Raw genomic sequence first — 12,883 nt, forward strand, 5'->3', positions numbered from 1 at the left:
AGCTACTCTGGGCCGAGTGTGCGGCATCGTTGGTTACGTAGGACATCGTCAGGCGCTCGAAGTCGTCCTCGGCGGACTCCGGCGACTGGAGTACCGGGGTTACGACTCGGCGGGAGTCGCCCTGCTCGACGGTGAGGGCGGCCTCGCGGTGGAGCGCGCCGCCGGCGCGCTATCGAACCTGGAGAAGCGCCTCGCCGAGGTCGATGGCGGCAAGTTCGCAGGTCACAGCGGCATGGGACACACCAGGTGGGCGACCCACGGGGCGCCGACCGACCGCAACGCCCACCCGCACCGCGACGCCAGCGGGCAGGTCGCGGTGGTGCACAACGGCATCATCGAGAACTTCGCCGTGCTGCGCGCCGAGCTGGAAGCCGCGGGCATCGAGATGGCCAGCGACACCGACACCGAGACGACGGCGCATCTGGTCGCCGCCGCCTACGCCGACGGGCCGACCGCCGGCGACCTGAACGCCAGCGTGTGTGCGGTCGCCCGACGCCTGGAGGGCGCCTTCACGCTGGTCGTGACGCACGCCGCCGAGCCCGGCAAGATCGTGGCCGCTCGCCGGTCGTCCCCGCTGGTCGTCGGGGTTGGCGAGGGTGAGCACTTCCTGGCCTCGGACGTCGCCGCGTTCATCGAGCACACCCGCGACGCGGTGGAGCTCGGCCAGGACCAGGTGGTGACCATCACCCGCGACGGCTACCGGGTGACCGACTTCTTCGCCGAGGACGTCGAGGCCAAGCCGTTCAGCGTCGACTGGGACCTGTCGGCCGCCGAGAAGGGCGGCCACGACTACTTCATGCTCAAGGAGATCGAGGAGCAGCCCGAGGCGCTGGAGAACACGCTGCGCGGCCACTTCGCTGGCGGCGGCATCATCCTCGACGAGCTGCGGCTCACCGAGCAGGACCTGCGCGACATCGACAAGGTCTTCGTGGTCGCCTGCGGCACCGCCTACCACTCCGGGCTGCTCGCCAAGTACGCCATCGAGCACTGGTGCCGGGTGCCGGTCGAGGTCGAGCTGGCCAGCGAGTTCCGCTACCGCGACCCGGTGCTCGGTCGGGACACGCTGGTGGTGGCGATCTCCCAGTCCGGTGAGACCGCCGACACCCTGGAGGCGGTGCGGCACGCGCGCACCCAGCGGGCGCGGGTGCTGGCGATCTGCAACACCAACGGCGCGCAGATCCCGCGCGAGTCGGACGCGGTGCTCTACACCCACGCCGGTCCGGAGATCGGGGTTGCGGCGACGAAGACGTTCCTGGCCCAGGTCGCGGCGAACTACCTGGTCGGGCTGGCCCTGGCGCAGGCGCGCGGCACGAAGTACTCCGACGAGGTGGCGCGGGAGTTCGCGGAGCTGTCCGCGATGCCCGAAGCGGTGCGCAGGACGTTGTCCACAGTGGACCAGGTGCGGCAGCTGGGCCAGGAGCTCGCCGACGCCAAGGCGGTGCTGTTCCTGGGGCGGCACGTCGGGTACCCGGTGGCGCTGGAGGGCGCGCTCAAGCTCAAGGAGCTCGCCTACATGCACGCCGAGGGCTTCGCCGCGGGTGAGCTCAAGCACGGGCCGATCGCGCTGATCGAGGAAGGCCTGCCGGTCGTCGTGGTCATGCCCTCCCCGAAGGGGCGGGCGCTGCTGCACTCCAAGTTGGTGTCCAACATCCGCGAGATCCAGGCGCGCGGCGCCCGGACCATCGTGATCGCGGAGGAGGGCGACGACGAGGTCCGTCCGTTCGCCGACGAGCTGATCACGATCCCGGCGGTGCCGACCCTGCTGCAGCCGCTGGTGTCGACGGTGCCGTTGCAGGTGCTGGCGGCGGAGATCGCCCGGGCCCGCGGCTACGACGTCGACAAGCCCCGGAACCTCGCGAAGTCCGTCACCGTCGAGTGACCACCACCTCCGAGTGAAGGGCACCTTCCCCGGCACGCAATTTCAATGGAAATCGAAGGTCCGATGTCCATTGAAATTGCGGCAGAACCGTCGCCCGTTCGCCACCCCGCAAGGAGGTGCTGCGCGGCGCGGTGTCTTCGACGCCGGTCAGCGGAGGTGCCCTTCACTCATACTTGAAAAGCAGTTGGTGCTCACGACCTCGTTGGCGAAATGTCCGGATGGGATGGCGTGGATCGCCGCGGCGAGCGGGCAGACTGTTGCGGCATCGCCGATCGATGATGAGGGAGGACGCGATGCACGGAGTGTGGACCCCGGACCAGATCCGCGCCGCTGAGCAGCGGCTCTTCGCCCGGACACCGGAACCGGCGGTGATGCGCCGCGCCGCGTACGCCGTCTCCGTCCACACCGCGCGGGTCCTCGCCGAAGTCACCGGTGGCGTCGCCGGTCGCCACGTCACGCTGCTCGTCGGCGCGGGGAACAACGGCGGCGACGCGCTGTGGGCCGGGGCGTTCCTCCGGCGCCGCGGGGTCGGCGTCACGGCCGTGCTGCTCGCCCCGCAGAAGGCGCACGCTGCGGGTCTCGCGGCGCTGCGCCGAGCCGGCGGCCGGGTGGTGCCCGCCGAGGGGTCGAGCCCGGACACCGCGGGGATCGGGGCCGAGGCCGCGGACGCGGTCGAGCGCGCCGACGTGGTGATCGACGGGATCGTCGGCCTGTCCGCGCGGGGATCGCTGCGGCCTACGGCGGCGGAGTTGGTGCGCCGGGTGGACGTACCGATCGTCGCGGTCGACCTGCCCAGCGGCGTCGATCCGGTCACCGGCGCGGTCGACGGCCCCGCGGTGCTGGCGGACGTCACGGTGACCTTCGGCGGGCGCAAGCCCTGCCACGTGCTGGGGGCCGGTGCGGCGCACTCCGGCGACGTCGAGGTGATCGACATCGGGGTGGCCGACGAGCTGCCCGAGCCCGAGCTCCACCTGCTGCAAGCCGCGGAGATCGGCGCGGGCTGGCCGGTTCCGGGGCCGGCCGACGACAAGTACAGCCAGGGCGTGGTCGGCGTCGCCGCCGGGTCGGCGACCTATCCGGGTGCTGCGGCGCTGGCCAGTGGCGCAGCGGTGCAGGCGACCGCGGGCATGGTGCGCTACGCGGGGCCCGCCGCGGACGTGGTGCGGATGCGCTGGCCGGAGGTCGTGGCGACCGGTTCGGTCACCGACGCCGGGCGCGTGCAGGCGTGGGCCGTGGGACCGGGGATCGGCACCGGGGCCAGCGGCCGCGATGTGTTGCGGCACGTGCTGGAATCGGGACTCCCGGTGTGCGCGGACGCCGACTCGATCACGCTGTTCGCCGACGACGACACGTTGTGGGACGCGCGCGACCCCGATGCGCCGCTGGTGCTGACGCCGCATGCGGGCGAGTTCGCGCGGCTGTCCGGTGCGGAGCTGGGCGAGGACCGGGTCTCCGCGGCGCGGGAGGTCGCCGAGCGCTTCGATGCGGTGGTGCTGCTCAAGGGCAACACCACCATCGTCGCCGCGCCGGACGGCCGGGTGCTCGTCAACGACTCGCGGCATGCCTGGCCCGCCACTGCGGGGTCCGGCGACGTGCTCACCGGCCTGATCGGCGCGCTCCTCGCCAGCGGCGTGGAACCGTGGCTGGCCTGCGGATACGCGGCGCACGTCCACGCCCGCGCGGCCGACCTCGCCGCCCACGGCGCACCCACCCGGACCCCGGCCGAGGTCGGCGCTCCGATCGGAGCCTCCGCGCTGCTCGCGGCCGTCCCGACGGCGATCCGGGCGGTTCGCGAAGCGGCGCTGCCGTGAGGCTCTGAGTCGCATCTCCGCTGGTCAACGCGCTCGCGGGCCTTGAGCTGCGGAAACGTCGTGCTGATGCGAGGTTCGCAGCCTGGATCGCACACCCGGCATGGCCAGCCGAGGTGGCGTGCGGCGTGGGGGAGATTTCGCCGGAAGTTCACGTTCAGCCGGGTGGTGTGCCGCTTCCCGCGACGGTGTGCTGTGGCCGGTCAGCGACGAGGCGGCGAGTTCAGGCGGTCCGATACCTCGGAAGGACTGGTGGCGTGGTGTGCGACCATGTGCCTGCCATGAGTGACCAGCCCGCGTACCGCGCCGACCTGCGCATCGACGTCGGCGCGATCCGCCACAACGTGAAGGTGCTCTCGGCGCGCGCCCGCAGTTCGGGCGCCCGCACGATGGCCATCGTGAAGTCCGACGGCTACGGTCACGGCGCGGTGACGGTAGCCGCCGCCGCGCTCGAATCGGGCGCGGACCGGATCGGCGTCGCATCGATCGGCGAGGCCCTGCAGTTGCGCGCCGCCGGCATCACCACCCCGGTGTTGTGCTGGCTCTACGTCGAGGACGACGACTTCGCCCCGGCGGTCGCCGCGGACATCGAGCTCTCCGCCTCCTCGCAGACCAGCCTGGGCCGGATCGCCGCCGCGGCCGAGCAGCAGGGCCGGGTCGCGCGCGTGCACCTCAAGATCGACACCGGGCTGTGCCGCAACGGCTGCCCGGCCGAGCTCTGGCCCGCGCTGGTGGAAGCCGCGGCGAAGGCCGAGGCCGACGGGCACGTCGAGGTCATGGCGGTGTGGTCGCATCTGGCGTGCGCCGACGAGCTCGACCACCCCTCCATCGACCGGCAGGCCGAACGCTTCCAGCGGGCCTACGAGCAGGCGCGGGAGGCCGGGCTCAACCCGATCCGGCACCTGGCGAACTCGGCGGCCGTGCTGACCCGCCCCGACCTGCACTTCGAGCTGGTCCGGCCGGGCATCGCCGTCTACGGCCTGGATCCCGTCCCGCAGCACGGCGATCACGACCTGCGCCCGGCTATGACGTTCCGCTCCTCGGTGGCGCTGACCAAGCGCATCGCGGCGGGCGAAGCCGTGTCCTACGGGCAGAGCTGGACGGCCGAGCGGCCGACGAACCTCGCGTTGGTGCCGGTCGGCTACGCCGACGGCGTGCCGCGCACTCTGTCGGGCCGGATTTCCGTGTGGCTGGCCGGGAAGCGGCGCCCGGTGGTCGGCCGGGTGTGCATGGACCAGCTGGTCGTGGACTGCGGTGACGACGAGGTCCGGGAAGGCGACGAGGTGCTGCTGTTCGGGCCGGGCGACCGGGGCGAGCCGACGGCCGCGGAGTGGGCCGACGAGATCGGCACGATCCACTACGAGATCGTCACCGGCATGTACCGGCCGCGAGTCACGCGCACCGTCGTCGACACGGAGGCGTCATGAGCGTTGTCCGCGGCACGCGCGAGCCGACCGCGAAGCGCCGGAAAGCCGTGAGCGGCATGCCTATTCTGGAAAGCGGAGCAGGACGTTCGGCCACCGTGGAGTCGCCGTGAAGCCGGTGTGGCAGGCGTTGGCCTGGACGAGCGGGGCGCTCGGTGCCGCTATCACCGGCGCCGCCGTCGGCGTTGCCGCGCGCAGCTCGCGGGTCGCCGCGCAGCGCAAGGTCGAGGACCCCTACGCCGACGAGCCGCTCGGCAGGCTCCGCCCGGACCGGCAGTCCACTGTGGCCGCTGATGACGGGGTTCCGCTGTCGGTGCAGGAGATCGAGCCCGCCGATGGCGGCGAAGCCGAGCTGACCGTGGCGCTCGTGCACGGCTTCGCGCTCGACTCCCGCTGCTGGCACTTCCAGCGCCGGGACCTGCCGGAGCTCACCGGGCCGCGGGTTCGGCTGGTGCTCTTCGACCAGCGCAGCCACGGCCGATCCGGCCACTCCGGCAAGGAGAACAGCACCATCGACCAGCTCGGCAGGGACCTCGACGCGGTGCTGCGCTCCGCGGCGCGCCGGGGCCCGATCGTGCTCGTGGGGCATTCGATGGGCGGGATGTCGATCATGGCGCTCGCCGAGCAGCGCCCCGAGCTGTTCCGCGACCGGGTCCGCGCGGTCGCGCTGATCGGCACCGCCGCCGGCGGAGTCGGCGCGTCCGGGCTCGCCCGGCCGTGGCTGCACCGCGCCAACCCGGTGCCGCGCGGGCTCGCGCTGCTCGCGGACTTCCAGCCGGGCCTGGTGGAACGCACCCGCCGTCTCGGCGACAAGCTGGCCTGGAGCCTGGTGCGCAACCTGTCGTTCGGGGATCGCGACGTATCGCCCAAGATCGTGGACCTGATGGCCGAGATGATCGGCGCCACCACCGTCGAGGTGGTCACCGACTTCCTGGAGACGATCAGCCTGCACGACCGTAGGACGGCGCTGGCCGCGCTGCGGACCTGCGAGGCGCTGGTGCTCAGCGGCGATGCCGACCGGGTCACCCCGTTCTCGCCGCACGCCGAGGTGCTCGCCGCGGAACTGCCGGACGCGAAGCTGGTGCGGGTCGAGGGTGCCGGGCACCCGGTGATGCTGGAGCGTCCGGAGCTGGTGACCGGGGAGTTGATCGAGCTGATCCGCCGGGCCGCGGGGGATGGGGAGGTGACCGGAAGTTGAGCCCTGCACTGCAGATCGTGGAGTTGCCGGAGGAGTCCGACACGCTGGAGTTCGGCCGGCGGCTGGGGGCCGCGCTGCGCGCGGGTGATCTGGTGCTGCTCGACGGGCCGCTCGGTGCCGGCAAGACCGTGCTCGCGCGGGGGATCGCCGCGGGCATGGGGGTCACCGGCGCGGTGACCTCGCCGACGTTCGTGATCGCGAGGGTGCACCGACCGGAATCCGGTGACGGCCCGGCGCTGGTGCACGTCGACGCCTACCGGCTGGCCGGGTTGGACGAGATCGACGACCTGGACCTGGACACGGATCTGACGGATGCCGCGGTGGTCGTCGAGTGGGGCGAGGGCCTCGCCGAGCGGCTCGCGGATTCCTACCTGCTGCTGCGGATCCGCCGCCGGGACGACGACGTCCGCGAGATTAGCCTGGAGCCGCACGGCGAAACCTGGTCTCCGCGTCTCGCTGAACTGCTCGCCCGGTGACGGACTTATTGGCCGGGATACCCGGCCCGCTCGCGCTCGCCGTGGCCGTGGCGCTGCTGTTCGCCGAATCCGGCCTGCTGATCGGGGTTTTCCTACCGGGCTCGGCCACCGTGCTGGCGCTGGGGTGGTTGGCCGGGCACGGTGTCGTGGAGGTGTGGGTGGCCGCGATCAGCGCATTCGGCGCGACGGCTTCCGGTTGCCAGCACGGCTACTACCGCGGTCGCCGGGACGGTTTGCTGCGGCGGCAACTGGTCAAGCGGTTCGGCGAGCAGCGGTTCGCGCGGGCGGAGTCCGCATTGGACGGACGCGCGAAGTCGACGGTGGCGGCGTCGCAGTGCTTCGCCGTGGTGCGGACGCTGGTGCCCCGGATCGCGGGTCGAACCAGCATGACCCACCTGCGGTTCACGATCTGCAACGTCCCGGTCGCAGCAGCGTGGGCGACGACGTTGGTGCTGCTCGGTGCCTGGTCGGGTGCGGCGTACGAGCAGGTGGAAGCGGCAGCGGGATTGCTGGGGCTGCCGCTGCTCAGCATCGCGGCGCTGATCGTGCTGGCGGTGTGGTGGCTCCGCCGCCGCAAGCAGCTCCACCAAGCCCGGTGATTGCTTTTCGGTGCTACAAGGCCTGTTTCAGGCTTGCCTCGCGCGTCGTGCGTCGGCGGGAACCTCGGCGTGACGCGATTTCCATTGGGGTTTTTTCATCCTGTTTGTTCTGGTGGTGGGGGGTTGACGGGGTGGGGTGGGGTGTGTGTGGGCTGGTCAGGGGCGATGATCATTTTTGGTGATCGTTTGTCAGCGGGTGATTTCGAGGTTGGTCAGCACCAGCAGGGCCCGTAGTAGGCGGGTGGCGTTGGCTGCGTGCATGCGTAGGCGGGTGAGGATGCGCCAGTTTTTGAGGTCGGCGAAGCCGTGTTCGCAGGTGGCGCGTTCGCGGGCAACGAGTTGGTTGGCTTGTTTCTGGGCGTCGGTGAGCGGGTGGGCGCGGGCGGCGCGGCGGCCGATGATGATCACGGGTTCGTCGGGGTCGTCTTCCAGTCCGGTGAATCCGAGGTCGCACATCGCGCCGAGTTCGGCGTCCCGGAGTGCGGTGGTGATGTTGTTGTGGCGGGCGGTGGTGACTTCCGAGGCCCGCCCTGGTTTGGCCGCAGAGAACCACAACAGGTTGCCTTTGTGGTCGGTGAGGGCGAGAAACAGCAGGCCGTGGGCTTTGTGTTTGCCGCTGTAGTTGCGCCGGTTGTTCTTGCCGGTGCGGCGCTGGGTGCGCACCAGGGTGCCATCCAGCAGCACGACCTCACCCCCGCCGCGGGCCACTTTGCTCAGGACGCGGTCCAGGCGCGGGGCACGGGCGGCCAGCAGGTCGATGACCTCCAGCACCCAGCGGCGGATCGTCGAGGCCGACACCCTGTTGCCGCCGGCGATGTCCAGCAGCCGCTGGTCGTGACGCAGCACCGCGAGCACGATGATCGCCTGCGTACCAGGGGTCACCTTGCGCCAGCGAGAGCGGATTTTCCTGCAGTGCGTGGTGATCAGCGAGGCGAGGTAGTCGATCGTGGCCCTCGACACGGGAAGTTGGGCTTGGTGCACAATGGGTTCGGTGCCCTCGGCGGGGCTGGATTGGTTTTTCACACACTCCCCAACCCCGCCGGGGGCACTCTCGTTGCAGCCAACCGGCCATGATCATCGTCACATCTTCTCCGCGACCACGGCCACCGTCAGATGATCTTGATAAATGATCATGGCCCTGGCCAGCCCGCCCACACCACGCCACCCACGACCACACCCTCTGACCAGCCAAGATCAGGATGAAAAAAGCCCAATGGAAATCGGACCGTAGACCTTCGATTTCCATTGAAATTGCGTCAACACGCACGGGGGCGCCGTACGCGCCGGCCTTGGATGTGAGTCCGGTCAGGCCGTGTTGCTGACGCTGAGTTCGGCCGACAGGTCGTTGGCCAGGCGCTTCATCAGGGGGATGACCTCGTCGGTCGAGATTCGGGTCATCCGGCCCTCCGGCCCGCTGATGGAGATGGCCGCGCCCGCCGGCGCGCCCGGCACGGCGACCGCGTAGCAGCGCACTCCGACCTCCTGCTCGCCGTCGTCCAGCGCGTAGCCCTGCTGGCGGATGCGGCCGAGCTCCTCCTGCATTGCCTCGACCGTCGTGATGGTGCGCTCGGTCTGCGGCTGCATCGTCGTGCGGGAGAGCAGCTGCGTCACCGTCTCCGGCGGCATGGTGGCCATGACGGCCTTGCCGACGGCCGTGGCGTGCGCGTCGACCCGGCGGCCAACCTCGGTGAACATCCGCATGGAGTGCTGCGAAGGGACCTGCGCGACGTAGACGATCTTCTCGCCGTCGAGCACCGCCATGTTGGAGGTCTCGCCGGTGGCCTCGGTGAGCTCGGCCAGGTACGGGCGGGCCCAGGAGCCGAGCGCGCGGCTGGCGGTCTCGCCGAGCCGGATCAGCCGGGGGCCGAGCGCGTAGCGGCGGGAGGGCTGTTGCCGGGCGTAGCCGTTGCTCACCAGGGTGCGGATGATGCGGTGGATCGTCGGTAGCGGCAAGCCGGACTTCTCGGCGAGCTCGGACAGGGCGACTTCGCCGCCGGCATCAGCCATCAGTTCCAGGAGTTCGAAGGTGCGTTCGACCGACTGCACCCCTCCGCCCTGAGTTGCCCGCTGCGGGCCAGTCGTCATCGCAGAACTCCCTTTCCACTGTGGCTGGCTGAGCAGCAGTCTAGTCGGTGGTGGGTGCGCCAGCTCATGTTGCTTCGAACGCTATATGGAAACTAACATCCACGATGCAGAAAACATAACGGGCGTACCGCTAGCGGAACGGCCGCCGCGCGCCCGTCGGGTGCGCGACAGTCCGCCACGCGGCAAGGTGAGCCATCAAGCCACCGTCTGGAACCCGGCAGCAGAAAGAGGTGGACTTCTCATGTCCGAAACGCCAGCAGGAGTGCAGGTGCTCGGCGGTGCCGTCGAGCGCGGGGACGAGATCCTCACCGCGGAAGCGCTCGCGTTCGTCGCCGGCCTGCAGCGCGCCTTCGGCGCCCGCCGCGACGAGTTGCTCGCCCGCCGCAAGGAGCGCCGCGCCGAGGCCAGCGCGAAGGGGCGGCTGGATTTCCTGGAAGAGACCCGGCACATCCGCGAAGGCGACTGGCAGGTGGCTGCGCCGCCCGCCGACATCGCCGACCGACGCGTCGAGATCACCGGCCCGACCGACCGCAAGATGGCGATCAACGCGCTGAACTCCGGCGCCCGCATCTGGCTCGCCGACCTCGAAGACGCCAACACCCCGCACTGGCGCAACGTCGTCTCCGGCCAGGTCAACCTCTACGACCTGGTGCGCAAGCAGATCGAGCTGACCACGCCCGAAGGCAAGCACTACAAGCTGCGCGACGACGTCAAGCACGCCGTGCCGCTGGTGCGCCCCCGCGGCTGGCACTTCGACGAGAAGCACATCCTGGTCGACGGCAAGCCCGTGGTCGCCGCGTTCGTCGACTTCGGCCTGCACTTCTTCCACAACGCCAAGGAACTGATCGGCCGCGGCAGCGGGCCGTACTTCTACCTGCCCAAGATGGAGAGCCACCTCGAGGCGCGGCTGTGGAACGACGTGTTCACCCACGCCCAGCAGGAGCTCGGCGTCCCGCACGGCACGGTGCGCGCGACAGTGCTGATCGAGACCTACCCGGCCGCGTTCGAGATGGAGGAGATCCTCTACGAGCTGCGCGACCACTCCGCCGGCCTCAACGCCGGGCGCTGGGACTACCTGTTCAGCGTGATCAAGACCTTCCGCGACTCCGACAAGTACGTCCTGCCGGACCGCAACTCGGTCACCATGACCGCGCCGTTCATGCGCGCCTACACCGAACTGCTGGTGCGCACCTGCCACAAGCGCGGTGCGTTCGCGATCGGCGGCATGGCCGCGTTCATTCCGACCAAGGACCCGGTCACCAACGAGGCCGCGATGGCCAAGGTGCACGACGACAAGAAGCGCGAGGCCGGCGACGGCTTCGACGGCTCCTGGGTCGCCCACCCCGGCCTGGTGCCGATCTGCTTCGAGGAGTTCAACGCGGTGCTGGGCGACAAGCCCAACCAGATCGACCGCACCCGCGACGAGGTCTCGGTGACCGCCGACCAGCTGCTGTCGGTGGCCGACACCCCCGGTGAGAAGACCATCGAGGGCCTGCGCGCCGCGGTCGACGTCGGCGTCCGCTACATCGTGTCGTGGCTGGGCGGCAACGGCGCGGCGGCGATCCACAACCTCATGGAGGACGCCGCGACCGCCGAGATCTCGCGTTCGCAGATCTGGCAGTGGCTGTACAACAGCGTGGTGCTGGCCGGTGGCGAGCAGGTCACCGCGGACCTGGTCCGCGAGGTGCTGGCCGACACCGAGAAGCAGCTGCGGGCCGAAGACGGCTTCCCGGTCGACAACCTAGGCCGGGCGATCGAGCTGTTCGAGCAGGTGGCGGTGGCCGACGAGTTCGTCGACTTCCTGACGCTGCCCGCCTACGAGCAGATCGACTGAGTGATGAGGCTGCGGTGAGCCCGGAGCCGTGCGTCCTCCGCGATTTCAATGGAAATCAGACCCGCAATTTCCATTGAAATCGCACTGCCGTGGACGTGCGGCCCATCGCTGCAGCCGAGCTGGGCAGCCGGGGACGCCTCCCGGCTGTCGGACCGAAGGGAGCGCAAGTGGCCAGAACTTCGCTGGAATCCGCCGAGATCGCGAAGCGGCTCGCCCGGCTGTCCGCCGTGGACGAGCACATCGCCCGCACCTACCCGGGGGCGAGCGCGGCCCGGCAGCCGGTGCACACCTGCTACGTGCCGGCGAACAAGGTCGACGCCGAGACGGTGCGGCAGTGGGGCCGGGAGGCGCTGGCCGCGTTCGACCGGGACGCGCCCCGACCCGAGGACTTCGTCGAGATCCTCGGCCTGCGCGACCAGATCGCCCGGGCTGTGCACCCGTGGGTGCGGGCAAAGCTGCAGAACTCCCCGGTGGAGGACCTGCGCATCGACTTCGAGGACGGCTACGGGCGGCCCGGCGACGACGTCGAGGACGCCGACGCCGAGCGCACCGCCGGGGTGGTCGCCGAGTGGCTGCGCGACGGCGTCGAGCCGGCGAACTTCGGTCTGCGAGTGAAGTCCTTCGACACCCCCGAGCTGCGCGCTCGCTCGGTGCGCACGCTGGACGTCTTTCTCACCGGGCTGTTGCAGCAGTGGGGCAGCCTGCCCGCCGGGTTCGTGCTCACCTTCCCGAAGGTCGTCGACGCCGCGCAGGTGGAGGTGTTCGTCGAGCTGCTGGAGCTCTTCGAGCAGCAGCTGGGCATGCCGGAGAAGTCGCTGCGCTTCGAGATCCAGGTGGAGACCACCCAGTCCATCGTGGACTCCCACGGGCGCTTCGCGCTGCCGCTGTTCCTGCGCGCGGGCGGCGGCCGGGTCACCGGGCTGCACTTCGGCACCTACGACTACACCGCGAGCTGCGGGCTGACTGCCGCGCACCAGCACCTCGCGCACCGCGCCTGCGACTTCGCGCGGCACGCGATGCAGGTGTCGGCGGCAGGCACCGGGGTGTTCCTGTCCGACGGCTCGACCAACGTGCTGCCGGTCGGCGACCAGGTGCACCACGGCTGGCGCACCCACTACGGGCTCACCCGCCGGTCGCTGGAGCACGGCTTCTACCAGGGCTGGGATCTGCACCCGGCGCAGTTGGTGACCCGCTACGCGGCGGTTTTCTCGGCCTTCCGCGACTCGGCTCCCGCCGAGGCGGCGCGGCTGTCGGCGTACGTGTCGGCCAGCGGTAGCGCGGTGCTGGACGAGCCGGCGACGGCGCGAGCGCTGGCGGCGTCCTTCGTGCGGGCGCTGGACAACGGCGCCACCGACGCGGACGAGGTCAAGGAGATGACGGGCCTGGCGGAACCGGAGATCCGCAAGCTCGGTCGTCTCTGATTCCGATCAGGTGCTGGGTGGAGGACGCCGTTCGCCGGTCACCTCCTCTCCGCAGTTTCCATTGAAACTGCGGTCCTCCAGCGTGTCGGCTCCCGACACGCCGGAGGCTGTGGACAACTCCTTCGATTTCAATGGGGTTTTTTCATCCTGTTTGTGCTG

General features: G+C 70.5%; 10 protein-coding genes. 8 read left to right on the top strand and 2 right to left on the bottom strand.

Annotated features, from left to right (window positions below):
• The first annotated feature begins 16 nt into the window (after positions 1-16).
• From glmS to DL519_RS33690, 6 genes are all read left to right on the top strand, one after another.
• Entirely contained in the window at positions 17-1,879 is a 1,863-nt protein-coding gene (glmS, locus tag DL519_RS33665; protein WP_190820806.1) for a glutamine--fructose-6-phosphate transaminase (isomerizing), read from the top strand.
• Positions 1,880-2,172: 293 nt separating this feature from the next.
• Complete coding sequence (locus DL519_RS33670) at positions 2,173-3,690, top strand: NAD(P)H-hydrate dehydratase (RefSeq protein ID WP_190820807.1); 1,518 nt, start codon at positions 2,173-2,175, stop codon at positions 3,688-3,690.
• Positions 3,691-3,968: 278 nt separating this feature from the next.
• Positions 3,969-5,114: an alanine racemase gene (gene alr / locus DL519_RS33675; RefSeq protein ID WP_190820809.1), complete on the top strand. Its 1,146-nt coding sequence runs from the start codon at positions 3,969-3,971 to the stop codon at positions 5,112-5,114.
• Between the two features lie 106 nt (positions 5,115-5,220).
• On the top strand, positions 5,221-6,309 hold the full coding sequence (locus DL519_RS33680) for an alpha/beta fold hydrolase (protein WP_190820811.1): 1,089 nt from the start codon (positions 5,221-5,223) through the stop codon (positions 6,307-6,309).
• Positions 6,306-6,785 (top strand): tRNA (adenosine(37)-N6)-threonylcarbamoyltransferase complex ATPase subunit type 1 TsaE, encoded by a 480-nt coding sequence (tsaE, locus tag DL519_RS33685; RefSeq protein WP_190820819.1) that lies wholly within the window; start codon positions 6,306-6,308, stop codon positions 6,783-6,785. The genes DL519_RS33680 and tsaE overlap by 4 nt, the downstream gene beginning before the upstream one ends.
• Entirely contained in the window at positions 6,782-7,384 is a 603-nt protein-coding gene (locus DL519_RS33690) for a DedA family protein (protein WP_190820821.1), read from the top strand. Before tsaE ends, DL519_RS33690 begins: the two co-directional genes overlap by 4 nt.
• Positions 7,385-7,573: 189 nt before the next feature.
• Here the strand turns inward: DL519_RS33690 and DL519_RS33695 are convergent, their stop codons facing one another.
• Both DL519_RS33695 and DL519_RS33700 read right to left on the bottom strand, forming a co-directional pair.
• Positions 7,574-8,407 (bottom strand): transposase family protein, encoded by an 834-nt coding sequence (locus DL519_RS33695; RefSeq protein ID WP_190820823.1) that lies wholly within the window; start codon positions 8,405-8,407, stop codon positions 7,574-7,576.
• Positions 8,408-8,689: 282 nt separating this feature from the next.
• Positions 8,690-9,469, bottom strand: coding sequence for an IclR family transcriptional regulator (locus tag DL519_RS33700; RefSeq protein ID WP_190820825.1), 780 nt, complete (start codon positions 9,467-9,469; stop codon positions 8,690-8,692).
• A 241-nt stretch (positions 9,470-9,710) separates the two neighbouring features.
• On the opposite strand from DL519_RS33700, the gene aceB reads away from it, so the two are divergent.
• Together aceB and DL519_RS33710 are read left to right on the top strand one after the other, a co-directional pair.
• Positions 9,711-11,303 (top strand): malate synthase A, encoded by a 1,593-nt coding sequence (gene aceB, locus DL519_RS33705; protein ID WP_190820827.1) that lies wholly within the window; start codon positions 9,711-9,713, stop codon positions 11,301-11,303.
• Positions 11,304-11,470: 167 nt separating this feature from the next.
• A complete protein-coding gene (locus DL519_RS33710) occupies positions 11,471-12,724 on the top strand; it encodes a DUF6986 family protein (protein ID WP_190820829.1) in 1,254 nt (417 codons plus the stop codon).
• The last annotated feature ends 159 nt before the right edge of the window (positions 12,725-12,883 follow it).

It is taken from the genome of Saccharopolyspora pogona, from assembly GCF_014697215.1.
GTDB lineage: Bacteria > Actinomycetota > Actinomycetes > Mycobacteriales > Pseudonocardiaceae > Saccharopolyspora > Saccharopolyspora hattusasensis.